Annotated in this window: 24 protein-coding genes; 14 read left to right on the top strand and 10 right to left on the bottom strand. The window is 35.9% G+C overall.

Going from position 1 to position 23148, the window contains the following annotated elements:
- Positions 1–57 precede the first annotated feature (57 nt).
- The 6 genes from CHRYMOREF3P_RS03485 to CHRYMOREF3P_RS03510 form a co-directional block, all read right to left on the bottom strand.
- Entirely contained in the window at positions 58–720 is a 663-nt protein-coding gene (locus CHRYMOREF3P_RS03485; RefSeq protein ID WP_077416945.1) for a porin family protein, read from the bottom strand.
- Positions 721–792: 72 nt separating this feature from the next.
- Positions 793–1455: an outer membrane beta-barrel protein gene (locus tag CHRYMOREF3P_RS03490; RefSeq protein ID WP_180563865.1), complete on the bottom strand. Its 663-nt coding sequence runs from the start codon at positions 1453–1455 to the stop codon at positions 793–795.
- A 72-nt stretch (positions 1456–1527) separates the two neighbouring features.
- Positions 1528–2184 carry an outer membrane beta-barrel protein gene (locus CHRYMOREF3P_RS03495; protein ID WP_077416940.1) on the bottom strand — a complete coding sequence of 219 codons (657 nt, stop codon included), beginning with the start codon at positions 2182–2184 and terminating at the stop codon, positions 1528–1530.
- 458 nt (positions 2185–2642) lie between these two features.
- Entirely contained in the window at positions 2643–3140 is a 498-nt protein-coding gene (locus CHRYMOREF3P_RS03500; RefSeq protein WP_047385284.1) for a hypothetical protein, read from the bottom strand.
- A gap of 132 nt (positions 3141–3272) precedes the next feature.
- Positions 3273–3935, bottom strand: coding sequence for a porin family protein (locus tag CHRYMOREF3P_RS03505; RefSeq protein ID WP_077416938.1), 663 nt, complete (start codon positions 3933–3935; stop codon positions 3273–3275).
- Positions 3936–4054: 119 nt separating this feature from the next.
- Positions 4055–5014: a PhoH family protein gene (locus CHRYMOREF3P_RS03510; RefSeq protein ID WP_077416937.1), complete on the bottom strand. Its 960-nt coding sequence runs from the start codon at positions 5012–5014 to the stop codon at positions 4055–4057.
- Between the two features lie 133 nt (positions 5015–5147).
- Here CHRYMOREF3P_RS03510 and CHRYMOREF3P_RS03515 point away from each other — a divergent pair, with 133 nt between their 5' ends.
- The 7 genes from CHRYMOREF3P_RS03515 to rplI all read left to right on the top strand — a co-directional run bounded on the left by CHRYMOREF3P_RS03515 (position 5148) and on the right by rplI (position 11112).
- Positions 5148–5975 carry an S-adenosyl-l-methionine hydroxide adenosyltransferase family protein gene (locus tag CHRYMOREF3P_RS03515; protein WP_180563866.1) on the top strand — a complete coding sequence of 276 codons (828 nt, stop codon included), beginning with the start codon at positions 5148–5150 and terminating at the stop codon, positions 5973–5975.
- A gap of 63 nt (positions 5976–6038) precedes the next feature.
- The gene (locus CHRYMOREF3P_RS03520; RefSeq protein WP_180563867.1) at positions 6039–7346 is read left to right on the top strand and encodes a dihydrolipoamide acetyltransferase family protein; all 1308 of its coding nucleotides are present in this window, start codon (positions 6039–6041) and stop codon (positions 7344–7346) included.
- A 289-nt stretch (positions 7347–7635) separates the two neighbouring features.
- Positions 7636–8232, top strand: coding sequence for a hypothetical protein (locus CHRYMOREF3P_RS03525; protein WP_180563868.1), 597 nt, complete (start codon positions 7636–7638; stop codon positions 8230–8232).
- 42 nt (positions 8233–8274) lie between these two features.
- Positions 8275–9627, top strand: coding sequence for a chloride channel protein (locus CHRYMOREF3P_RS03530; protein ID WP_077416929.1), 1353 nt, complete (start codon positions 8275–8277; stop codon positions 9625–9627).
- 195 nt (positions 9628–9822) lie between these two features.
- Complete coding sequence (rpsF, locus tag CHRYMOREF3P_RS03535; RefSeq protein WP_077416927.1) at positions 9823–10164, top strand: 30S ribosomal protein S6; 342 nt, start codon at positions 9823–9825, stop codon at positions 10162–10164.
- Between the two features lie 34 nt (positions 10165–10198).
- Positions 10199–10501 carry a 30S ribosomal protein S18 gene (rpsR, locus tag CHRYMOREF3P_RS03540; protein ID WP_034706728.1) on the top strand — a complete coding sequence of 101 codons (303 nt, stop codon included), beginning with the start codon at positions 10199–10201 and terminating at the stop codon, positions 10499–10501.
- A 107-nt stretch (positions 10502–10608) separates the two neighbouring features.
- Positions 10609–11112, top strand: coding sequence for a 50S ribosomal protein L9 (gene rplI, locus CHRYMOREF3P_RS03545; protein ID WP_077416925.1), 504 nt, complete (start codon positions 10609–10611; stop codon positions 11110–11112).
- Between the two features lie 179 nt (positions 11113–11291).
- Here rplI and CHRYMOREF3P_RS03550 read toward each other — a convergent pair whose 3' ends face one another.
- Entirely contained in the window at positions 11292–12095 is an 804-nt protein-coding gene (locus CHRYMOREF3P_RS03550; protein ID WP_077416923.1) for a helix-turn-helix domain-containing protein, read from the bottom strand.
- A 137-nt stretch (positions 12096–12232) separates the two neighbouring features.
- Between CHRYMOREF3P_RS03550 and CHRYMOREF3P_RS03555 the strand changes: the two genes are divergently transcribed.
- The 4 genes from CHRYMOREF3P_RS03555 (at position 12233) to CHRYMOREF3P_RS03570 (ending at position 18068) form a co-directional block, all read left to right on the top strand.
- Entirely contained in the window at positions 12233–13567 is a 1335-nt protein-coding gene (locus CHRYMOREF3P_RS03555; RefSeq protein ID WP_232538965.1) for a TolC family protein, read from the top strand.
- 5 nt (positions 13568–13572) lie between these two features.
- The gene (locus tag CHRYMOREF3P_RS03560; RefSeq protein WP_180563869.1) at positions 13573–14619 is read left to right on the top strand and encodes an HlyD family secretion protein; all 1047 of its coding nucleotides are present in this window, start codon (positions 13573–13575) and stop codon (positions 14617–14619) included.
- A gap of 277 nt (positions 14620–14896) precedes the next feature.
- Positions 14897–16459 carry an MFS transporter gene (locus CHRYMOREF3P_RS03565; protein ID WP_139348532.1) on the top strand — a complete coding sequence of 521 codons (1563 nt, stop codon included), beginning with the start codon at positions 14897–14899 and terminating at the stop codon, positions 16457–16459.
- A gap of 247 nt (positions 16460–16706) precedes the next feature.
- Complete coding sequence (locus tag CHRYMOREF3P_RS03570) at positions 16707–18068, top strand: aldehyde dehydrogenase (RefSeq protein ID WP_180563870.1); 1362 nt, start codon at positions 16707–16709, stop codon at positions 18066–18068.
- Between the two features lie 49 nt (positions 18069–18117).
- Here the strand turns inward: CHRYMOREF3P_RS03570 and CHRYMOREF3P_RS03575 are convergent, their stop codons facing one another.
- Entirely contained in the window at positions 18118–18690 is a 573-nt protein-coding gene (locus CHRYMOREF3P_RS03575; RefSeq protein WP_077416913.1) for a thioredoxin family protein, read from the bottom strand.
- Positions 18691–18770: 80 nt separating this feature from the next.
- Between CHRYMOREF3P_RS03575 and CHRYMOREF3P_RS03580 the strand changes: the two genes are divergently transcribed.
- From CHRYMOREF3P_RS03580 to CHRYMOREF3P_RS03590, 3 genes are all read left to right on the top strand, one after another.
- Complete coding sequence (locus CHRYMOREF3P_RS03580) at positions 18771–19655, top strand: lysophospholipid acyltransferase family protein (RefSeq protein WP_077416911.1); 885 nt, start codon at positions 18771–18773, stop codon at positions 19653–19655.
- Between the two features lie 6 nt (positions 19656–19661).
- Positions 19662–20639: a glycosyltransferase family 2 protein gene (locus tag CHRYMOREF3P_RS03585; RefSeq protein WP_180563871.1), complete on the top strand. Its 978-nt coding sequence runs from the start codon at positions 19662–19664 to the stop codon at positions 20637–20639.
- Between the two features lie 118 nt (positions 20640–20757).
- Positions 20758–21312: a 3'-5' exonuclease gene (locus tag CHRYMOREF3P_RS03590; RefSeq protein WP_047385300.1), complete on the top strand. Its 555-nt coding sequence runs from the start codon at positions 20758–20760 to the stop codon at positions 21310–21312.
- Positions 21313–21392: 80 nt separating this feature from the next.
- Here the strand turns inward: CHRYMOREF3P_RS03590 and apaG are convergent, their stop codons facing one another.
- Positions 21393–21782, bottom strand: coding sequence for a Co2+/Mg2+ efflux protein ApaG (apaG, locus tag CHRYMOREF3P_RS03595; RefSeq protein ID WP_077416907.1), 390 nt, complete (start codon positions 21780–21782; stop codon positions 21393–21395).
- An 82-nt stretch (positions 21783–21864) separates the two neighbouring features.
- Entirely contained in the window at positions 21865–23118 is a 1254-nt protein-coding gene (gene odhB / locus CHRYMOREF3P_RS03600) for a 2-oxoglutarate dehydrogenase complex dihydrolipoyllysine-residue succinyltransferase (RefSeq protein WP_077416905.1), read from the bottom strand.
- Positions 23119–23148 lie beyond the last annotated feature (30 nt).

Genomic DNA, 23148 nt, shown 5'->3' on the forward strand with positions numbered 1-23148 from the left:
CATTCATAAAAAAACTCTCAGAATTTCTGAGAGTTTTTATTTTATCTGAATATGGGTTTATTTAAATTTATACCCTAGCCCCAGCTGGAAGAAATTCATTTTTAATGTTTCACCATCTACAGGGTTCTTGATCATATTGGTAAGACCAAAGCTATAGCGTGCATCTACAAATAATCCTTTATGGATGTTGTAATCAGCTCCTAAGAAAATACCAAAATCTGTGGATTTCAATGTATCATTCAGATACCTTTCTACATAACGCTCTCCTTCTCGGATTCCTGAAGGATCTACCATTCCTGCATTCGGACCGCTCATCTCAAATTTCACCTTGTTATTGGTCTTAAAACTCACATACGGACCTGCATAAATACCTAGTTCCGGAGTTACATAATATCTTGCAGACACAGGAATTACAATTCTGTTAAGGTTCATCTTTTCAGTTACTGTAATACCTGGCAATGAAACTTCTGCTTTTCCTCCAAGATTAGCATATTCAAGCTCTCCCTGAATAGCAAATTTGTTATTGAATTTGTGTTCAACCAAACCCCCAACATAAAATCCGGATTTAGATTTCATGCCGCCTTCAATTCCACCAAATTCAAAATCACCTTCATTAGTATTCAATTTTGATAAAGCATATCCTGCTTTTAACCCGAATGTGGTTTGCGCATTTAAACCTGCAAATAAAGCGATTGCAGACGCTAATAAGATTTTTTTCATGATTATTAAATAGTTTTATAGTAAAGAAGTCCTAAGATAGCAATCTCAGGACTAATTCATCTATTTTATTTATTATTTTGCAAATACATATTTAACTCCAAAAGTCACGGAAGTTAAACTGATCCCAAATTTGTAGTCATCAGCTCTTTTGGCACCGTCAATATCTCTTTTGTAAGTATTGTACCCGAACTCTCCTATTGTTGCTTCAATTGACCAGTTCTTCGTTATGAAATAATCCAGACCCGGCTTAATATTCACTCCAATGTTAGTATAGTTATTTTTTTGCATAAACGGAGCGGAAAGTATAGGATCTCCACCATTACCATCACTGTTAAAATCCAACTCTTCCTTGCCAAACTCCAATGGAACCTGCAATTGTCCGAAAATGTATAATTTATCAGATAAAGTCCAGTATTTTCTTATGAATGGAGCTACCACAAATGCGTTATCCGTATTTTTTATTTCAACCGGATTACTGAATTCACTTGCATTTACTTTGTATTTGGTAACAGCACTTTTGTATCCTACTCCTAGTCCCACCGCTAAATTTGTATTAACGAAATAACCTGCTGTAGGAAGAATCCTGATTACATTGTCCTTTCTGTTCCCACCAAATTCATTGGTTTCCTTGTGATAAAACCCTACCTGTCCTGAAAGATAAGAAGTTCCTTTAGCAATCTGTGCGTTTGATAAACCAAAAAGCGCAACAGCGCCCATCAATACGATTTTTTTCATGATTATTATATTAGTTTTATAAAAAAAAGCCCTAAGAATTTCTCAGGGCTTTCTTGCTATATGCTTTGTTTATTATTTTGCAAATACATATTTAACTCCGAAAGTTACAGAAGATAAATTCAATCCGAAGTTATAGTTGTTTGTAGCATCACCATCTTTTGGCTTGTAGTTGCTATAACCGAACTCACCGATAGTAGCTTCGATAGACCAGTTCTTGTTTAAGAAATAATCTAAACCTGGCTTCACAGTAACACCGATTTTAGTGTATTTAGCTTCAGTAGAAGTAGAGTTTGTAACAACTGAATTTCCAGAAGTAGCTACAGAGTTAGTTTCAGTTTCAGTTTTTCCAAACTGCATTGGCACTGCTAATTGTCCGAAGAAATATAACTTGTCAGATAAAGTCCAGTATTTTCTTACGAATGGAGCAACAACAAAAGCTGGAGTTTTAACGATGCTTTCGTTTACAATTGTAGTGTTTCCTAAAGTTGCTGTATTAGTTACAGTGTTCTTTTCAGTTTGGTAACCAATTCCTAATCCAACTGCTAAGTTAGTGTTTACGAAATATCCAACTGTAGGTAATACGTTGAAGTTTTCTTTTTTAATGTTTCCGTTGTTAGATTCTTCTTGAGAATAACCAACAGATCCTGATAAATATGTAGTTCCTTTAGCAATTTGAGCGTTTGATAAACCAAAAAGTGCAACAGCACCCGCTAATAATATTTTTTTCATTTTAAAAAATTTTAATACTTTCTGAGGGCAAATTTACAGTGGTCCTCATTAATATTAAAATTTGTTAATGTGATTAATATCATTGTTAAATTTTAGAGTATTGTAAAAATAAATCATAGTTAAGAGAAGTTATTGAGTTTTTCACAATATTATGAATAAAAAAACTCCATTTTACTAACGAGAGGTGAATATGTTTACTTTTTTAAATTTTCGTTTTTTTTCTAAAACCCCATGAATTCTGGAAAAATGCCAAAATAAGTTAACCTAAAATATTAACTTTTAAGTTATTAACTCTTAAAAATTAAACATTTGTTTATAATATGAAGTTGTTTTTATCTTTCCTAATCGCTGTAGGGCCATTATTTCAAAAATTTCTGATAAAAGGTCTGTAAGTCTGCTTATATTATATCAAAAAAACTCCGGCCTTCGGCCGGAGTTTTTAATATGCAATTGCTTTCTTATTTCAAAAAGAAATTATAACCAATGTTAACAGCTCCTACATTCCAGCTATCTCTGTACCAACCATAGTCACGTCTGTTACTGATTGACTGATATCCGATGTACAACTCTCCTTTAGACATTTGATATCCAAATTTAGGCTGTGCATAGAAACCACCATCCACTCCATCTTTTGTAGAGATACCATATCCCAGGTCTAATCCTACAAAGATAGGAGCTCCAGAGAATCTGTATTTACCGGAAACAGCTACAGGAATAAATCCGAAATCATCAAAGTGATCTTTTCCGAAGAAATGAGAATATCCTGTTGTTACCCCAAGGTCAAGACCTTTAGCAATATTCCACATATAAGCAGCATCCACTCCTAATGTAAATGAAGATACATCACTTGCATCAGACACAGGAACCCCAATATGTCCACCAATTTTAAAACCTTCCTGCGCTTGAGCAGCACCTCCTAAAAGTGCAAAAGCACCTAGTAATAATAGTTTTTTCATTTTTTTAGTAGCTTTGAATTATTCTGCAAAAGTACTAATTATTTTCATCATAAGGATACAACCGCTCTACAACGAGAAAAGCAGAACAATTTTTGTCCTGCTTTTTATTATTTCTAAATAAGATTTTCAGAATTAGTTTCCTCCGAATTTGAAACCTACACCCACCTGAGCAAAGCTGTTCTTTACAGTACCTCCACTATTATCGTTAGATAGGTTGGATACACCTAAGCTGTATCTTGCATCAAAGAAAAGTCCGTTCTCCAGCATATATTCAACTCCTAAGAAAGGAGCAAGGTTTAAAGATTTGATATCTTTTTTAATATCCACATCACCAGTATCTCCTTCCACTTCTACATCAAGGAAATCTGAGCCAATTACAGTTTTTTGTTTAGCCGTAAGAATAATTCCTACGTTAACACCTGCTGCTACAGAAAAACCTTCAGTAATAAAGTATTTTGCAGAAACAGGAACCAAAAGAGTTCCAAAAGTAATCTTAGTTGACTCCCCAAAATACATTCCTCCAGCATTTACTCCGTCAATTTTTTCTTTAGCTCCAAGTGGTGAGTATAAAACCTCTCCCTGAACAGCAAAGTTATCATTGAATTTGTACTCAGCCATTCCACCGATATAGAAAGTATATTTAGGAGACATTTTTCTTCCGTCAAGATCATCTTGCTTATCATCTAGTTTAATAGTTGACATTGCGAAACCAGCTTTAGGACCAAATCGAAATTCCTGAGCGTTTGCAGAAATTCCCATAACAGCGACTGCTGCAACAAGTAAAAGTTTTTTCATGTTTAATTAGTTTTTACATTCAAGGTCTGCAAAACTAATTATTTTTTTCAAATTAACAAATTTTAACTAACCAATTTAAGGTTAATAAAAGGTTAACGGAAACTTTCACCTATTCTTAACTAGTCGTTTCTTAGTCTTTTGTCCTCATCATTATAAGCAAGAATAATCTTTCTTACCACCGGATGTCTTACCACATCCTCTTCTGTAAGATGCACAAACCCGATCTCCTTCACTCCGTTTAAAATCCTCATAGCTTCTTTCAGCCCGGACTGCTGGTTTTTCGGAAGGTCAATCTGGCTCGGATCTCCTGTGATAATGAATTTAGCATTCATACCCATTCTGGTAAGGAACATTTTCATCTGTGCATGAGTTGTATTCTGCGCTTCATCAAGAATCACAAAAGCATCATCAAGGGTACGTCCTCTCATGAAAGCCAAAGGAGCTACTTCAATTACTTTTTTCTCCATAAAACCTTCCAGTTTCTCATGGGGAATCATATCACGAAGTGCATCGTACAAAGGCTGCAAATATGGATCCAGCTTCTCTTTAAGGTCACCGGGAAGGAATCCCAGACTTTCTCCCGCTTCTACAGCCGGTCTTGTCAGAATGATTCTTTTCACTTCTTTATCTCTTAAAGCTCTTGCGGCCAATGCTACACTGGTATATGTTTTTCCAGTTCCAGCAGGACCAATGGCGAAGACCATATCCTTTTTCTCCGTCTCCTTTACCAATTTTTTAAGATTGGTTGTTTTAGCCTTAATAACTTTTCCGTTGACCCCTTTTACGATAATATCCTGATCAAAAACCAGTTGTTTCTCATTTTCGTCTTTAATATTTAGTATATTTTCAACGTCTTTCAGGCCTATTGAGTTGTTTTTGGAGATAAAACTGACAATATCATTCAGTTTTTGTTTCAGTATATCTAAAGCTTCCTTATTTCCCATGGCAAAGATGACATGATCTCTTCCTGTAATTTTAATGGTTGGAAAGCTTGATTTTATTAAGTTGAAATATTGGTTATTAACTCCATAGAAGATTTTCGCATCGATATCTTCCAAATCATATGTTAATTCAAACATGCAGTATTTTTATTTTTAGATTTTAAAATTAAAGCTTTTTTTCAAATTTATATCAAATTCTTTTCAACAATCTTTCGGGCTTTCTTTTTATTTTAAATAACTTTGCAATACTACATTATTCTAGAAATTGCTCATGTCAATTATTACCCTTACTTCGGATTTCGGAAATTTAGATTACAGAGTTCCCGCTGTGAAAGGCAAAATTCTGTCTCTAAACCCTGAGGTTAATATTATTGATATAACCCACGATATCCAGGCATTCAACCTTATACAGACTTCGTATATTGTAAGAAATGCTTATAAATATTTTCCTAAAGGAAGCATTCACATCATTTCCGTAGACAGTTTTCACAACAGATCAAGAAAGAATATCATTTACAAAGCCGATGGATCTTACTTTTTAGCGGCAGATAACGGTCTTTTAAGCCTTATCTTTTTTGATATTAAACCGGAAGCAATCTATGAACTTACGCTGAACAACCGTTTTGATGACATCATCAACTTTACTTCTACAGATATTTTTGTTCCTGCAGCGGTACATCTTGCCAATGGCGGACTCCCTGAAGTAATAGGGCGAAAAATAAGTACAGCCAAACAACTGATGTTCCCAAGAGCAGTTTATAATGAATCGGAAGGCATGATTATCGGCGAAGTAACTTATATTGATAATTTCGGAAATATAATCTCAAATATCAACAAAGACTTTTTTGAAAATATCAGCAAAGGCTACGATAGTTTTACCATAAAATTCAGAAATTTAAGCCTTTCAAGGATATTTTCCAGCCATACGGAGGTTGTTTCAGACTGGGAAAGGGAAACAGAATTCCATGGGCAGTCTGCTGCTATTTTCAATGATAGTCAATTATTGGAGCTTACCATCTATAAAGGAAGTAAGAAAAACGGTGCTAAAAGCCTGTTTGGATTGAATGTGGGCGAAAATATTTATATTGAATTCAGCTAAGATTATATATTTCATAAAAAAACCGATTTTTTTTATATATTTGTCAAAATCTAAAAATCAAAAATGGCAGAATACAAATTATTGCTTCCTTCCATGGGAGAAGGTGTTATGGAAGCGACAATTATCACTTGGTTATTCAATGAAGGTGATAACGTAAAGGAGGATGACTCCGTAGTAGAAATTGCAACAGATAAAGTAGATTCAGATGTTCCGACACCAGTTTCGGGGAAAATCGTAAAAATTTTAAAGCAAAAAGATGAAGTTGCAAAAGTAGGTGAAGCCATTGCTATTTTAGAAATTGAAGGAGAAGGCGCAGCTTCAGAAGAAGTAAAAACTGAAACTCCGGCGGCTACTCCGGATGCTGACACTTTAAAAGCGATTGAAGAGCCTTTACAAACAACAGCTGCTTCAAACGTAGAATTCTCAGGAGATCTTTATTTATCTCCACTTGTAAAATCTATTGCACAACAGGAAAATATTTCTGAAACTGAACTGAAATCTATCAAAGGAAGCGGTTTGGAAGGAAGAATTACAAAAGAAGATATATTAGCATATGTTGCTAACAGAGGAAACCAGCCGGTTCAGCAGGCGGCTCCTGTACAGGCAGCATCCACTCCGAAACCAACAGTATCTGCTCCGGCAGCTACAATCTCGGTAAGCGCAGGTGATGAGATCATTCCTATGGACAGAATGAGAAAGATCATCGCTGAAAACATGGTAAAAGCAAAACAAATTGCTCCACACGTTACTTCTTTCATCGAAACAGACGTTACTAACGTTGTGAAATGGAGAAATAAAAATAAAGCAGTATTTGAAAAGCGCGAAGGTGAGAAATTGACTTTCATGCCGATTTTCGTAAAAGCTGTAGTAAAAGCAATTCAGGATTTCCCAATGATCAATGTTTCTATCAATGGTGAAAACATCATCAAAAAGAAAAACATCAACATCGGTATGGCTACTGCCCTTCCGGACGGAAACCTTATTGTTCCTGTAATTAAAAATGCAGATCAGTTATCACTTTCAGGTCTTGCAAAAGCAATCAACGATCTGGCTTACAGAGCAAGAAACAAGAAATTAAGACCTGAAGACACTCAGGGTGCAACCTATACTATTTCTAACGTAGGAAGTTTCGGAAACCTTATGGGAACCCCTATCATTCCTCAGCCTCAGGTAGCTATTTTAGCAATCGGAGCTATCGTTAAGAAGCCTGCAGTTCTTGAAACAGCTGATGGTGATGTAATTGCTATCAGAAACTTAATGTTCATGTCTCACTCTTATGACCACAGAGTGGTAGACGGTTCTTTAGGAGGAATGATGCTGAAGCATGTTCACGACTATCTTGAAAACTGGGATCTGAACACAGAAATATAAGTAAATATACAATCAGCAATAAAGTAATTTTTGCCGGTTTTAAATACAAACCTCCGTTTTTCGGAGGTTTTTTTGTTTTTGTTAACCAAAGCTCAATGAAATATCAAAAGATCAAACAACATAAAATAACAATTACAAATATTTAAATAAAAGGTATTTAATTTATTAAATCAATAACAAATTAAACACAATTCTATCTACAATAACTTTTTTGGAAGTTAGATTTATTAGCGCTATTTTTAAACTTAAATAATATTCAACAATGGATCTGGATTACAGAAAGTATGACATGACTAAATTTTCTGATTTCACCGAACAGGATGAAAATCTCATTGATGGAGTCTACGATCAGCTTTCTGCGGTCTATGAAATTTCTGTAATTGATCTTAAAGAATCTCCTTATGAACAATTCAGTTCTCATGATCTCTATCCCATATTCATCCCGCAAATCTGTTATTTTGTAAAAGACAGAACGACAGGTGATTCTTTCTATCTTTTTATCGTCAGCAAAGTTGGAATGACATCCAAAGGAGGCCGGTTAGGTCGTAAATTTGACACTATTCAACTTTGGGGACTCAAAAAACTGGAGGAAGATTTTGGGTATATCTCCATCAATAAAAAGAAATTAATGGATAAGATTGCAGGAATATTCAGCAGTTTTACTATCAATTTTAAAGATCATGAATTTAAAGATTTCTATGTTTTAGGAAGTGATCAATTTAAAACCATGAATTTTCTAACTCCAAAAAGAAAAGCAGCTATAAAAACTTTTCCGAATGAAAATTTCAAACTTGAAGTGAAAAACAATATTTTAAGCTTTGGTTTACCGGAAATACTTACAATTGGAAACGCTGAAATCATCTCAAAATTTTTAAACCACATATAATTTTCAAAATTTTACCGTAATTTCATCCCTCAAAACAGACAAATGCTGAAAATTTTCATCCTGATACGGAAATCCATCAAAAATTCCTTTGACAATATCCGGAACGAACAGCTGAAGTACAATCTGCTTCAGGCTATTCCTTTTTGGATAGGATCTGTTATTACAGGTTTTTTTGCCGTCATGTATGCACAGATATTTGCCTGGGGTGAACATCTTATGAATTTTATCTTTGACTGGCATGCATGGATGATTTTCATCATCGCTCCCATAGGATTTGTACTTTCCTGGTGGCTGGTGAAAGAATTTGCGCCCAATGCCAAAGGAAGCGGTATTCCACAGGTCATGGCTGCGGTAGAACTCGCCAATCCGAAAGAACACCGCAAGATCAGAAGCCTTCTGAGTATTAAGATTATATTTTTCAAAATCCTGTCTTCAGTCATTCTGGTCATCGGAGGAGGTGCGGTAGGACGTGAAGGACCTACTATTCAGATTGCAGGCTCTGTTTTCAGAAAAGTCAACGAATATCTTCCCGAATGGTGGCCGAAAATTTCCAAGAAAAACATGATTATGACAGGAGCCGCAGCCGGGCTTGCAGCAGCTTTCAACACTCCGTTGGGAGGTATTGTTTTCGCTGTGGAAGAACTGTCAAAAACCCATATCAATTACTTCAAAACAGCTTTGTTTACTGCAGTAATTATTGCCGGTCTTACAGCACAAACACTTGCTGGTTCTTATTTATATCTGGGATATCCGAAGACCAATGATGTTTCTTTAATGGTTATGTTTCCCATTGTACTTGTTGCTGCTGTTGCGGGTATTCTAGCCAGTCAGCTTTCTGTTGCGATGCTTAAAATCAACAGTTGGAAAAAAAACAAGCTGAAAACCGATAAGGCCAATGTTATATTTCTGATCGTTTGTGCTTTGATTATTGCCTCAATCGCTTATTTCATCAACAGGGAAATTCTGGGCTCCGGGAAAGAAATTATGGAGCGTGTTCTTTTTACGAAGGACAAGCATGAAGACTGGTATGTTCCGGTTCTAAGAATGCTTGGCCCTGCCCTTTCTTTTACTTCCGGTGGTGCAGGAGGAATTTTCGCCCCTGCTCTCACAGCGGGAGCAAGTATAGGCTCTGTTATTTCAGGCGCCATTCATTTAACACCCAACGAAACCAATGTTGTTGTTCTGGCCGGAATGGTAGCTTTTCTCACGGGAATTACCAGGGCTCCGTTTACTTCAGCAATTATTGTTTTGGAAATGACAGACAGACATTCATTGATTTTCCACCTGATGCTGGCAGGAATGGTTTCTTCCATTGCTTCTATTTTAGTAAGCAGACATTCGCTGTATGATGTATTGAAGGTCAATTTTCTGACGGAGTTAAGACAAAAAGATTAGTCAGAAATTGTCCGTTGAAAGTTGATCGTTTGGAAAAGTATTGTATTGAAAATAGCTTTTCATTAAGAATATCCCCAATATTAAACTTGAAACTATAAACCATCAACATGCAACTATTTCATGAATCCTCTTGCATATAAGAAATATATTCTCTACTTTTGCACCTCGAAATAATTAACAAATTCATTTAACATTATGAACAATTACGAAACTGTTTTCATTTTAACTCCCGTTCTATCTGAGTCACAGGTAGAGGAAGCAGTGAACAAGTATGTAGATCTTATCAAAGAAAAGAACTGCGAAATCGTTGCTAGAGAAAACTGGGGATTAAAAAAATTAGCTTATCCTATCCAATTGAAAAAGAACGGGTTCTATACTCTAATCGAATTCAAAGGAGAAGGTAGTGTAGTAGCTGATCTAGAATTAGCATTTAAGCGTGACGAAAGAGTAATCCGTTACCTTACTACGAAACTTGACAAACATGCTGTTGAGTATGCTGTAACTAGAAGAACTAAAGTAAAAGCAGCTAAAGCTTAATTATTAACCCTATTTTTTTTAAAAAAGACAAGACATGGCAATAGATGAAATGGCTAAACAAGCCTCAGCTGGAGGAGAATCAGAAGTAAAATTCCTTACTCCGCTTGATATCAATACAAAATCTGAAAAGAAATATTGTAGATTCAAAAAATACGGAATTAAGCACGTTGACTACAAAGATGCTGATTTCTTATTACAATTTGTAAACGAGCAGGGTAAAATCTTACCAAGAAGATACACTGGAACTTCTTTAAAATACCAAAGAAAAGTTTCTGCTGCTATCAAAAGAGCAAGACACCTTTCTTTACTACCTTACGTAGCTGACTTATTGAAATAAGACAAATAAATAAAAGAAGAGAGCAGTCTCTTCTTTTGTTGCTGAATAAATAATTAATTCTAACTTGATTTTAGAACACTCTAAAATCTTTAAAAAGGACAACAACAATGGATATCATCCTAAAACAAGACGTAGAAAACTTAGGACTTGAGTTTGATACAGTAAGCGTAAAGCCAGGTTATGCTAGAAACTTCTTACTTCCTCAAGGAATTGCTCTTTTAGCTACACCTAAAAACAAAGCTGCTTTAGAAGCTACATTAGAAGCTAGAAAAGAAGAAGAAGCTAAATTAATCGCTGCTGCTAACGCTGTAGTAGATCAATTAAAGAAAACTTCTATCACTATCCCTGCAAAAGTAGGTTCTGGTGACAAATTATTCGGATCTATCAACAATGCAGATCTTTCTGCAGCTCTTGCTAAAGCTGGAGTTTCTGTAGAGAAGAAATATATCAAAATTCCAGGGAACACTATTAAGAGAACTGGTAAAGTAACGGCAAACATCAGATTACACAGAAACGTTGAGTACAATTTCGAATTCGATATCGTATCTGACGCTCCAGTTGTAGCTGCTCCTGCTGCTAAAAAAGAAGAAGTTAAATCTGAAGAAGCTTAATTTTAAGCAACTGAGATTTTCTCGCAATATCAACCACTTCAAATATTTGAAGTGGTTTTTTTATTGAATTACCCCATCTTCTTGCGTTGCAAAAATCCACCTCTCCAGAGAATAGAATTTCCTCCCGATAAATCTCATAACAAAAAAGCTATTACTGCTCTATCAAACACTTCCACTCACTACTTATCCCCTCTCAGTTTCTGCTGATATTCCGTAGGAGCAATACCGATTACTTTTTTGAAAATATTACTGAAAGACGACAGGCTATTGTATCCTACCATCATTGCTATTTCGTACATATTGTATTTTCCTTCCAGCATTAGTTCAAGGGAACGGGTAATTCGTAATGCCCGTAGAAAACGGACGTAATTCATGCCTAGAATCTCTTTAAATTTCCTCGAAAGGGTTCTGGTACTCATTCCGAATTCTTTGGCCGTAGATTCTATAGTAAGGGGTTTTTCAAGGTTCGCATGAATATATCTTGCAATCTTTAATAGTGTTTCATCCTTAGGAAAGGGATGCTGTATGGGAAATGCAAGGTGTCTGTGCTTTTTCTCGTGTAAAACTCCTTTAAGGGCTTTGAGAAAAAAATATTTAGAATGGTCATTTTTTGTGATTTTCCCATCCCATTCTTTAGTATATAAAATCATCTCCCGAAGTAGATTATTAACAGAATAAATATTAATTTCATCAAAAAAGCCATTTTCGCTTTCTTCCTTCTTAAAATAAAAATTATATAAATCAACTTTCGGACTGGTAGAAAAAATGTAGTGAGGTGTTCCGGCAGGAATCCACATAAAGCACCTTGCAGGAAGATACCAATGCTTCTGATCTGTAAAAACATGCACAATACCTCCTTCTGCATATACTAATTGTGCAGAACTGTGATAATGAATCTCTGTTGTTACATTACCTGTAAGGACATGATAGATGTAAAATTCGGCATCATCCTCTTCTACGGCTTTAAAATGACTGTCATTCATGAAATAAAGATAAGAAGATTTTTCAAATTGGCGTAAATAAGCAAATCTTTTTCTGTTTTCACAAATCAGGTCTTACTCTTGTCGTCGTAACTTTGCTGCATCAAAATCATTTTTAGCAAAAATCCTTTAATTAATTTATGAATATCATATTTAACGCATGCCGATATCTGTGCATGGCGTTGTGCTTATTATTGAGCAGCTTTTTACATTCACAGATGATAGATTATCAGCATCTCGGCTTACAACAAGCTGTAGAGATTGGTCTGAAAAACAACAAAAACATACAGATAAGTCATCTAAAACAGGAAATGTCCGCTACCAAAGAGAAAGATCTCAAAATGGAAAAGCTTCCGGACATTGAATTTCATACCAGCTATACTCAGGTAACCAATTTGTATCAGCATCAAAATGGCGTATTTAACAAAGCGACAAGGTATGATGCGATCAATGGGATGTATGATTTTACATTATCTGCATCAATTCCTGTGTACATGGGCGGCAAAATAAAAAATACAGAAAAAAAAGCGGCTATTGACACTGAAATATCTGCTTTAAGAACGCATTTGGATGAGAGACAGCTTACCATGGAAATCATCACAGCTTTTCTGCAGATCCATCATTTAAAAGAACAACAAAGTCTCATTAATGATAAGATGAAAGAAGATTCTGTTAACATTAAACAGGTAAAAGCTCTTAAAGCCAACGGAGTCGTAACAGTGAATGAAGTATTGAGAACTTCATTACAGCTTTCCAATCATAAAATGAGCTGGACAGAACTGGATAACGATATTCAGATTGCAGAGCACAAACTGAAAACAATTCTTTCTCTTCCGGAAATTCAGGAAATGCATGTGAATACGGAAGATCTTATTTCGGAGAATGCTGCGATTCCTTATATTGATGATTTGACTGAAACAGCTTTAAATAAAAATGAATCCGTTGAAATCACTCACAAAAATCTTTCACTGAAGGAATTGGATCAAAAAATCACCAAAGCGAATTACTTACCTAAAATTACAGCAGGCGGAGAATATTTTTTAAAGTATCCGAATATGATGTTTTTTCCTCCCGAACCTTATGCATACCGTCTGGGAATGATGGGTGTGAATCTTAGCTATCCTATCGAAAATCTGTATAAAAATAAATACAAAATGCAGGAAGCACGGGAAAATATAGACCTTGCCAAGCTTCAGATAGCAGAAAATGAAGAGAAAATAAGACACAGTGTCTACGAAGCCTACAAAAAGTTTGAAGAAACAGACCAGAAAGTGAAAATTGCTGAAGAAGCGATTGACCAGGCTAAAGAAAACTATCGCATTGTAAGAACAAAATATGCGAACAAACTAAGTCTTATCACTGAATTGATTGATGCCGACAATACTTATCTGGAGGCAGAATCTAACCTTATTTCCGTAAAAATAAACCGACAACTTAAATATTACCAACTCCAATATACGATTGGAAACTTATAAAAACTATGGCACAGAAACAACTGACACAAAAGGAAAAAAGAATCAACAAGTCCATTACTTTACTGGCCTGGATCCTGATTATCAGCGGAATTACAGGAATGGTCAGTTTTTATCTTTTTTCAAGAAAGAATGTCACTACCAACGATGCACAGATCGAACAATATATCACTCCTGTATCCAGCAAGGTTTCCGGATTTATCAAAGCAATACAGTTTAATGAAAATCAGTTTGTACACAAAGGTGATACTTTGATTATCATAGACAACAGAGAGTTTGTGAATCAGGTACAAATGGCAGAAGCCAATCTCCACGCCAATACAGCTACCATCAGCACTATTGAAAGCGGTGTCAATACTAAAGAAAGCGATACAAAGATCATTGATGCCAACATTGCTTCTGCAAGAATTGATATCTGGAGAACAGAACAGGATTTTAAAAGATATAAAAACCTGCTGTCAGAAGATGCCGCTACCGAACAGGAATTTGAAAATGTAAAAGCTTCATATGAACAGTCAAAGGCCAATCTTCTGGCATTGGAACAGCAAAAAAATGCAGTAAGAGCCGGAGCCAATGAACAGCAGACCAAGGTTGCCCCTGTTAAAAGCCAGATTCAGCAGAGTTCTGCAAGTCTGAATAATGCCAAACTCTATCTTTCTTATACTGTAATTACGGCTCCCTATGATGGGTGGGTTGGAAAAAAGACTATTCAGGAAGGGCAATTGATTAAAGAAGGTCAGGCTTTGGTACAGATGGTCAGCAAAGAAAAATGGATCATTGCCAATTACAAAGAAACACAACTTGGACAGATTGATCAGAACCAGGAAGTCATTATTACTGCAGATGCTTATCCCGACGTAGAATTTAAAGGAAAAATACTTTCCGTTTCTCCAGCATCAGGATCACAGTTTTCTTTAGTAAAACCTGATAACGCAACCGGAAACTTTGTAAAAATTGAACAGAGATTTCCTGTAAAAATTATTCTTGATAATAATAAAGACAACGAAAAACTGCTTTCCGGAATGAATGTTCTGGTGAGCGCGAAGAAGATATAAGTTTGAGTGCGGGAGTGAATTGAAGTACTAGAGTACAAAGTTATTCAATTGAAAATCACTTCAAATCAATACATTTCATACTTTACGATTAAATTATTTTTTTAGCGAAAAGACAAGACTGCAAAATAGCGAATCTGCAAATTTTTTCTTAAGCATATTTGCCATTTTACCTTTTACTTTTACACCTTGCTTTTTTGTCTTTTCGCATTTTAAACTCAGGCTGTGAGTTTACTTATCTGCCTTTTCAGCATTTATCTTTTAATGCTTTCAAAAAATTATGCAACACAATACAGTTTATCATAAATGGGTACCACAATGGCTGAAACTGCCGCTTCTTATATTGGCATTGTTTCCCCACCTGATGTTGTTGTCGCTTTTACATTCAAACAGCGCCTTCACCTCTTCTTTTATGGATGTTGATTCAGATGACATTCAGTATTTAATGATTTTGATGTATGGGACATTTGTGGTTACCCTTTTAGTTTTACAGCGGTTTATGGCTTATTTCAGCGTCAAATATTATGTCCTGCTGATGGCCTCTATTTCTGTTATTATACTTTACATTTTATCGGTAACTCACGATTATCATGTTATTTTGGTGATCCGGTTTTTAGAAGGAATTTTCGGGCTGTTGGAAGGGGCTATTTTCCTTCCTTTGATTATTGCTGAATTAAAAACGAAACACGCCAAAGTCTTAGCCTACCTTTTCATGTATACTATTATGCTCACCGGGGGTACAATAACCACTTCCCTGTTGAAATCAAGCATTGAGAACTACGATTTTCAGCATATGATCCTGATGATGGTCTATTTCCATGTATTTGTACTGATCATTGGCATTGCTTTATTCAACAGAAACAGATTCTTTCCTAAAAAACCTTTGTACCAATTGGATATTACCAGCTGGTTTTTACTTTGGGTATGCCTGCAGGCTGGCGGTTATGCTATTATTTATGGTAAAAGACTGATGTGGCTCGAGTCTGATACCATTATCATGTGTTTATTTATATTCCTGCTTTCGGGAGGATTATTTATGCTTAAACAAAGAAATTCCAAGAGACCATTATTTCATTTTGAAGTTTTCAGTTCAAAAAATGTGATTGCAGGAATGATTCTGTTCTTCATTTTTTACCTGATCCGATCAGGGCTGAATAATGTCTACAGCATCATGGCTACGGTATGGAAATGGCCCTGGGATTATATTGTAAACATCCAGTACTGGAATGTTGCAGGAACTCTTCTGGGTATAGTATTATCAGGAATCTGCCTGGTGCGTGGAGTTTCCTCAAGAATTGTTTTCTTTACCGGATTTCTGTTACTTGCAATAGACTGTGCATGGTTTACCTATACTTTTTATCCTGACACTGCCCTTTCTACGATTTGTCCGCCTTTATTTCTACAGGGCGTTGCTCAGGGATTATTATTTACGCCGCTAGTTTTCTTTTTGATTTCAGGAACTCCGGAAGAATATGTGCCCAATGCTACAGCTTTAGGAACCACAACCCGTTTCTGGACAACAGCTATTGGTTATGCACTAATGCAGAATCTGATGCTTTTTTTAACCTTAAAACATTCTGATACAATTAGTTCTAATTTTACAGACACCAATCCCATTTTTTACAGTCAGTGGAATCAGCTTTTCGGTGCTAATATTTCAAAACTGTCAGTTAATGATTCTTTATCAATGACAGCCGGTGCTTTTAAAGCCAAAATAACAGCTCAGTCTATTCTCCTTTCCAATATGGAAATTTTCACGGGACTTTTCTGGCTCGCATTAATTACGGCCATCTGTTTATTGCTGTATCATCCGGTAAAAATAGCTGTGAGAAATATAATGTAAAAGAAGGGAGCTGGAAGATCGAAGTTCCTGAGATAAAAGTAATACTCAAAGTTCATTTGGATCAATATAAAAAGTTTAATAATTTTTTATTGAAGTAACTACTTGTCTTCAAACAACCAAAAGTAACTTCCATCTCCCTTCTTCCATCTTCCAACTCTATCCTCTATCCAATTTGGCCGGTTTATTGTTCGTATTTTTCCAGCAGCAATATTGCGCAAAGCACTACGTTTAATACAAAAGCTTACGAATGGAAATTGAAAGAATTTTACTGAACCAAAGGGATTTTTTTACAACACAGCAGACCAAAAATCTTGCTTTCCGGAAAATGTATCTTGAGAAGCTTAAAAGCCTTATTATTGCTAATGAGAAAATGCTGTATGAAGCGATTAACAAAGATTTTGGAAAATCCGAATTTGATACTTTCACAACAGAGCTATCTTTTATTCTGAATGATATCAATTATTATATCAAGAATTTAAAATCTCTTTCAAAGCCTAAAAAAGTAAGCACCAATCTTGTCAACCAGCTCGGGAGCAGTAAAGTTCATGCAGACCCTCTTGGCTGTGTATTGGTAATCGGAGCCTGGAATTATCCTTATCAGTTATCCCTTTCTCCTGTTATTGCGGCAATGGCAGCTGGAAACTGCTGTATTCTTAAGCCTAGCGAAATAGCTGAAAATACGATGAAGGCGATGGCATTTATCATCAATGAAAACTTTCCACCTGAATACCTTTACGTATACGAAGGTGGTATTGATGAAACGACAGCTCTCTTAAAATTAAAATTTGACAAAATATTTTTTACAGGAAGTACAAAGGTTGGAAAGATTGTTTACAAAGCGGCAGCAGAGCATCTTACTCCCGTAACACTTGAACTGGGAGGAAAATCTCCGGCTATTGTCACCAAAAATGCCAATCTTGAAATAGCAGCAAAAAGAATTGTATGGGGAAAATTCCTCAATGCCGGACAAACCTGCGTAGCTCCCGATTATCTGTTGGTAGAAGAAACCATTCAGGAACAGTTTCTGGAAATGCTCAGAAAATATATCAAAGAGTTTAAATATGAAGCGGGCTCCGGGCAATACACAAAAATTATTAATCAAAGAAATTTCCAGCGTCTTATACACCTTATTGATAAAGATAGAATCTATTCCGGAGGATCTTTTGATGAAGAAAAGCTACACATAGAGCCTACTATTCTGAACCCTATAAACTGGAATGACGAAATCATGCAGGAAGAGATTTTCGGACCTCTCCTGCCGGTTATCAGTTTTCAAAGCTACAATGCAGTTCTCAACTCTGTTTTGGAACTTGAAAAGCCATTGGCTGCCTATCTTTTTACCAATAATTCCGAGGAAAAAGAAATCTTTACACGGAAACTTTCTTTTGGAGGAGGCTGCATCAATGATACGGTAATGCATTTAAGTAATGATCATCTACCATTTGGAGGGGTGGGAAGTTCAGGAATAGGAAATTATCATGGGAAATATGGCTTTGAAGCCTTTTCACATCAAAAAGCTGTTCTTGAAAAAGCCACCTGGGGTGAACCGAACATCAAATATCCACCGTATTCTGAGAAAAAATTAAGCTGGATTAAGAGATTAATGTAATACTCATAGAAATAAAAAAACTGCCTCATTTCTGAAGCAGTTTTTTATTTTATCCTTTTTTAGGAGCCCAGGTAGTAAAGAACTCTTTTACTTTTTCTTTGCTATACCCTTTTCCTTCTTCTAAAACATCACTTTGCTGAACCTTGATCATTTTCCCGTCTTTATCTAAAATAATAAAAACCGGATAGCCAAATTTCTCACCCGGATTCCCATATTGGGCAAAAACCTTTTCATTCTTATTATCCGGAGAAAAGTTCAGGTGATAGTAGACATAGTTTTTATCCACTATTTCCTTTAATTCAGGAGTAGTTTGTACATAATTATTAAAACGAAGACACCAGATACACCAGTTTCCGCCAGCCTGGATCATAACGTTTTTACCTTCTTTCTTAGCCTGAGCTACTAATTTTTTAATATCCGCCTCTGCATCCGCTTTTGGATCATAAGGCTTTGGCAGCTTAGCTTTTTCTTCAGCAGCTTTTTTCTTTGCTTCTAATTCTTTCTGCTCAGTCGGAACTATAAGAGCGTTTTTTTGATTTCCTTTATCAGGTGTATTTTTTACATCCTGTGCAAAAGCGATTACACTTAATCCCAGGAAAGCTAACATTGTCAATTTTTTCATAACATAAAAGTAAAAAAATAATATATATCCCTCTGCAAAAATAGAACCATAATTTTATTATCACTAAATTTGCGTGTTTTATGAATTTTCTAATCAAAATATTATATCTGATCTCCAAACTTCCGCTTAAAATATTGTATATTTTTTCGGACGTGATTTTTTTCCTGAACTATTATCTGGTAGGATACAGAAAAGAGGTAATTACCCAAAATCTGAAAAACTCTTTCCCTGATAAATCGGAAGAAGAAATTAAAGAGATCCGGAAAAAATTCTACCTTAATTTTTCAGATTATCTGGTAGAAACTATCAAATCTTTCAGCATTTCTGAGACAGAAGCCAGGGTGAGAATGCAGCACATCAATCAGGAACTGTTTCATGATGCTAAAAAGGAGGGTAAAAACATTATCCTTCTGGCAGGACATGTCTTCAATTGGGAGTGGATCAATGCATTGGCAAAGATTGTTCCCCAGGCGCATTGCCATCCTGTATACAGAAAGGTAAATAATGACTTCTGGGAGAACCAGATGAGGAAGGTCCGTAATAAATTCGGAAATGAAGCATTGGAAGCCAATGAAGTGATCCTGAATATTTTCAGATCTAAAAACAATGGAGATTCAGCCTATATGTTTGTAGCAGATCAGACTCCTCACTTCGCACATGTCACGTACGGATTAGAGTTCCTGAATCAGAGAACTCCTGCTTTTGTTGGATATGATAAGCTGGCTACCAGAATGGATCTTGTTTTCATCTATTGTGAGATGAAGAAGGTAAAACGTGGTTATTATCAGGTAAATTATCATAGAATATGTCCTGATGGTGAAAAGTTTACTGAAAATGAAGTGGTAAGAAAGTTCCATAAATTATTGGAAAACACATTACACAAAAATCCGGACAACTATCTTTGGTCACACAGAAAATGGAAATACCAGGACTCCATCAAAAATTTTGATTCCGAAAAAAATTAGATTGACATGCAGAAAAAACTGGCAGTTGCCATCTTAAACTGGAACGGCAGAAATTGGCTTGAAAAATTTCTTCCGGGTGTGGTTCAATTTTCTCAGAATGCGGATATTTTTGTTATCGATAATCTTTCTACGGATGATTCCATTGAGTTTTTACAAAAGAATTTCCCCACAGTAACCGTTATTAAAAACGATAAAAACTATGGGTTTGCAGGAGGTTATAATGAAGGGTTGAAAGCCATCTCTAACGAATATTACTGCCTTCTCAATTCTGATGTAGAAGTTACCGAGAACTGGATAGAACCTGCTTTGGAATTATTGGAAAAAAATCCTTCCGTTTCAGCAGTACAGCCTAAAATATTATCTTATCACAATAGAAGCTATTTTGAATTTGCGGGAGCTGCCGGCGGATTGATAGACAACCTTGGATATCCTTATTGCAGAGGCAGGGTTTTTGATGACCTGGAAGAAGATAAAGGACAGTATAATGATGAAACAGAGATTTTCTGGGCATCAGGATGCTGCTTTTTCATCCGTTCAAAAGATTTCTGGGAACAGAATGGTTTTGATGCCAGATTTTTTGCCCATCAGGAGGAAATTGACCTTTGCTGGAGACTCATTAATTCCGGAAAAAAGATTTATTATACGGGAAAATCCAAAGTTTATCATGTAGGTGGTGGTACACTTAACAAACAGAGTGCACAAAAAACTTTTTTAAACATCAGAAATAACCTTTCCATGATGCTTAAGAATCTTCCCTTTCCTCAATTGATATGGCTGATCTTTTTCAGATTATGTCTGGATGGTGTTGCCGGAGTTTATTTTGGATTAAAACATGGTTTTCCACATCTGTGGGCTGTTGTAAAGGCTCATTTTGGATTTTACGGACAGCTTCCGGGAACATGGAAACTTCGTCAGAAAAGCCAAAAGAATCAGTTCTATCAATCGAAATGGCTTATTTTTAAACACTTTTTAGGTGGCAGATGATAGGTTGCAGGTAATAGGGATAGTAAAAACATTTATAACTTCAACTAACCTTAAACTTTAAACTCTAAACTAAAGAACTAGCAACTGGCAACTGGCAACAATTTATAATTTAAAAACAATGGATTTCTGTGCAATAGATTTTGAAACGGCCACTCATGAGAAAAGTTCAGCTTGTGAGATGGGAATATGTGTGGTACAGGATTCTAAGATTGTTGAGACTAAAACCTGGCTGATCAAACCTCCGAGTTTTCCTTATTTTAATAAATTCAATATTGCGGTGCATGGTATTCAACCGGAAGACGTAAAAGATGCACCTACTTTTGATGAGATATGGTATGAAGCCCAGGATATGATGTACGGAAGCCTTATGATTGCTCATAATGCAGGATTTGATGCTTCTGTTTTAAGAGGATGTTTGGAACATTATGGGATGTTTACTCCCCAGCTCAGCTATTTGTGCAGCATACAGCTTGCCAAGAAGTCATGGAACTACCTTCCAAAATACGGTTTGAAACCTTTGGCAGAATATCATAAAATTGATTTTACCCACCACAGAGCGGGAGCAGATGCTGAAGTATGTGCAAAGATCTCTCTCCTGGCTTTTGAGAAATTGTTTCTCACCAGTAATGATGAAGTAAATGAATATTTGAAAGCGAAAATCAAAAAGCTTTAATAGAACAGATTATTGAACCCGGGTTCTTATTCTGCAATCTATCAATCATTACTATTGTACTATTCTGGCACAAAAAAGCTTTAATTACTCAACACTTCAGATAACAGATTGAATTTTGGAATATCAATTTCAAAAGTTTCCTGTGTTTCCAGGTTTTTCACCAGGTATTTTCCGCTCATATTCCCTACTCCGGAACGAAGCATTACATTGGAGAAATAAGAGAAATTTTCATTTGTTCCTATTTCAGGAGTGAGGCCGATTACGCCATCCCCTATAATCTCTGTATATCCAAATCCTACATCAAAAATCAACCATTTTCTTTTCAATACTTTGATAGGAAAGCTTCCGTCATTTTCTATCGTGATATTGTATTTAAAAACGTAACGGTTTTCGGATGGATAACTGTTTTTACTATCATATTCAGGTATTACTGAAACTTTGATATTGGAAGTCATTTTTGAAAACATCATTGTAGCATTTTCTTAATAAATACAAAAATCTCGCCTTTTTTATAAGGCGAGATAATATATTTACATTATAATTTTATTAAAACTATAAACCAAGGCCTTTTCTTTCGTCACCTCCCAATAATATTTCAACTGGATTGTCGATACCTTCTTTTACCGCAACAAGGAATCCTACAGATTCTTTACCGTCGATAATTCTGTGGTCATAAGACATTGCAACGTACATCATTGGTCTAATTACTACCTGTCCGTCAACAGCAACCGGTCTCTGGATAATGTTGTGCATTCCTAAGATTGCAGACTGTGGAGGGTTGATAATTGGCGTAGACATCATAGATCCGAAAGTACCACCATTTGTAATAGTGAAAGTACCACCAGTCATTTCGTCAACAGTAATTTTACCGTCTCTTACTTTGATAGCAAGATCTTTAATGTTTGCTTCCACGCTTGCGAAAGACATATTTTCAGCATTTCTCAATACAGGAACCATTAATCCTTTAGGACCTGAAACTGCAATTGAAATATCACAGAAATCGTAGTTTACTTTGAAGTCACCGTCGATAGATGCATTTACATCCGGGTACATTTGTAATGCTCTTGTCACCGCTTTAGTAAAGAAAGACATGAAACCAAGTCCAACTCCGTGTTTCTGAGCAAATTCTTCTTTATATAGTTTTCTTAATCTGAAGATTTCAGACATATCCACTTCGTTGAAAGTCGTCAGCATAGCTGTTTCGTTCTTCACAGAAACCAGTCTTTGTGCGATTTTTCTTCTTAAAACTGAAAGTTTAGTTGTAGTGGTAGTTCTAGCACCTGTAGCTGTCATTGGGCTTCCTCCTAATGCAGGAACAGCCGCTAATTCAGCATCAGTTTTAGTAATTCTTCCGTCTCTTCCTGTTCCTGAAACCTGAGCAGAATCCATTCCTTTTTCATCAAGGATTTTCTTAGCAGCCGGAGATGGAGCTCCTGTTGCATAAGTTTGTGGAGCCGCTACCGGAGCTGCAGGTTTTGGAGCTTCTTGTTTCGCAGGTTCAGCCGCTTTCGGAGCTTCTTCCTGTTTTGGAGCTTCAGCAGCAGGTGCAGCACCTTCTGGTCTTTTAGCATCCATATCAATTAAACAAACTACCTGACCTACCTGTACTACATCACCTTCTTCTGCCTTTAAAGTGATAATACCACTTTGTTCTGCCGGCAATTCAAGAGTTGCTTTATCTGAATCCACTTCGGCGATAGGTTGATCTTTTTCTACATAATCACCATCTTTTACAAGCCAAGTTGCAATTTCAACTTCTGTAATTGATTCGCCCGGTGAAGGAACTTTCATTTCTAAAACTGACATATCGAGTATTTTTTATTTTTTAATTGGATA

It is taken from the genome of Chryseobacterium sp. JV274 (genome assembly GCF_903969135.1).
Taxonomy (GTDB): domain Bacteria; phylum Bacteroidota; class Bacteroidia; order Flavobacteriales; family Weeksellaceae; genus Chryseobacterium.

What these genes read in the sequence shown, in the direction of transcription:
- CHRYMOREF3P_RS03485 (WP_077416945.1), bottom strand. Translation starts at nt 720, where the DNA reads ATGAAAAAAATCTTATTAGCGTCTGCAATCGCTTTATTTGCAGGTTTA.
- CHRYMOREF3P_RS03490 (WP_180563865.1), bottom strand. Translation starts at nt 1,455, where the DNA reads ATGAAAAAAATCGTATTGATGGGCGCTGTTGCGCTTTTTGGTTTATCA.
- CHRYMOREF3P_RS03495 (WP_077416940.1), bottom strand. Translation starts at nt 2,184, where the DNA reads ATGAAAAAAATATTATTAGCGGGTGCTGTTGCACTTTTTGGTTTATCA.
- CHRYMOREF3P_RS03500 (WP_047385284.1), bottom strand. Translation starts at nt 3,140, where the DNA reads ATGAAAAAACTATTATTACTAGGTGCTTTTGCACTTTTAGGAGGTGCT.
- CHRYMOREF3P_RS03505 (WP_077416938.1), bottom strand. Translation starts at nt 3,935, where the DNA reads ATGAAAAAACTTTTACTTGTTGCAGCAGTCGCTGTTATGGGAATTTCT.
- CHRYMOREF3P_RS03510 (WP_077416937.1), bottom strand. Translation starts at nt 5,014, where the DNA reads ATGTTTGAATTAACATATGATTTGGAAGATATCGATGCGAAAATCTTC.
- CHRYMOREF3P_RS03515 (WP_180563866.1), top strand. Translation starts at nt 5,148, where the DNA reads ATGTCAATTATTACCCTTACTTCGGATTTCGGAAATTTAGATTACAGA.
- CHRYMOREF3P_RS03520 (WP_180563867.1), top strand. Translation starts at nt 6,039, where the DNA reads ATGGCAGAATACAAATTATTGCTTCCTTCCATGGGAGAAGGTGTTATG.
- CHRYMOREF3P_RS03525 (WP_180563868.1), top strand. Translation starts at nt 7,636, where the DNA reads ATGACTAAATTTTCTGATTTCACCGAACAGGATGAAAATCTCATTGAT.
- CHRYMOREF3P_RS03530 (WP_077416929.1), top strand. Translation starts at nt 8,275, where the DNA reads ATGCTGAAAATTTTCATCCTGATACGGAAATCCATCAAAAATTCCTTT.
- rpsF (WP_077416927.1), top strand. Translation starts at nt 9,823, where the DNA reads ATGAACAATTACGAAACTGTTTTCATTTTAACTCCCGTTCTATCTGAG.
- rpsR (WP_034706728.1), top strand. Translation starts at nt 10,199, where the DNA reads ATGGCAATAGATGAAATGGCTAAACAAGCCTCAGCTGGAGGAGAATCA.
- rplI (WP_077416925.1), top strand. Translation starts at nt 10,609, where the DNA reads ATGGATATCATCCTAAAACAAGACGTAGAAAACTTAGGACTTGAGTTT.
- CHRYMOREF3P_RS03550 (WP_077416923.1), bottom strand. Translation starts at nt 12,095, where the DNA reads ATGAATGACAGTCATTTTAAAGCCGTAGAAGAGGATGATGCCGAATTT.
- CHRYMOREF3P_RS03555 (WP_232538965.1), top strand. Translation starts at nt 12,233, where the DNA reads ATGAATATCATATTTAACGCATGCCGATATCTGTGCATGGCGTTGTGC.
- CHRYMOREF3P_RS03560 (WP_180563869.1), top strand. Translation starts at nt 13,573, where the DNA reads ATGGCACAGAAACAACTGACACAAAAGGAAAAAAGAATCAACAAGTCC.
- CHRYMOREF3P_RS03565 (WP_139348532.1), top strand. Translation starts at nt 14,897, where the DNA reads ATGCAACACAATACAGTTTATCATAAATGGGTACCACAATGGCTGAAA.
- CHRYMOREF3P_RS03570 (WP_180563870.1), top strand. Translation starts at nt 16,707, where the DNA reads ATGGAAATTGAAAGAATTTTACTGAACCAAAGGGATTTTTTTACAACA.
- CHRYMOREF3P_RS03575 (WP_077416913.1), bottom strand. Translation starts at nt 18,690, where the DNA reads ATGAAAAAATTGACAATGTTAGCTTTCCTGGGATTAAGTGTAATCGCT.
- CHRYMOREF3P_RS03580 (WP_077416911.1), top strand. Translation starts at nt 18,771, where the DNA reads ATGAATTTTCTAATCAAAATATTATATCTGATCTCCAAACTTCCGCTT.
- CHRYMOREF3P_RS03585 (WP_180563871.1), top strand. Translation starts at nt 19,662, where the DNA reads ATGCAGAAAAAACTGGCAGTTGCCATCTTAAACTGGAACGGCAGAAAT.
- CHRYMOREF3P_RS03590 (WP_047385300.1), top strand. Translation starts at nt 20,758, where the DNA reads ATGGATTTCTGTGCAATAGATTTTGAAACGGCCACTCATGAGAAAAGT.
- apaG (WP_077416907.1), bottom strand. Translation starts at nt 21,782, where the DNA reads ATGATGTTTTCAAAAATGACTTCCAATATCAAAGTTTCAGTAATACCT.
- odhB (WP_077416905.1), bottom strand. Translation starts at nt 23,118, where the DNA reads ATGTCAGTTTTAGAAATGAAAGTTCCTTCACCGGGCGAATCAATTACA.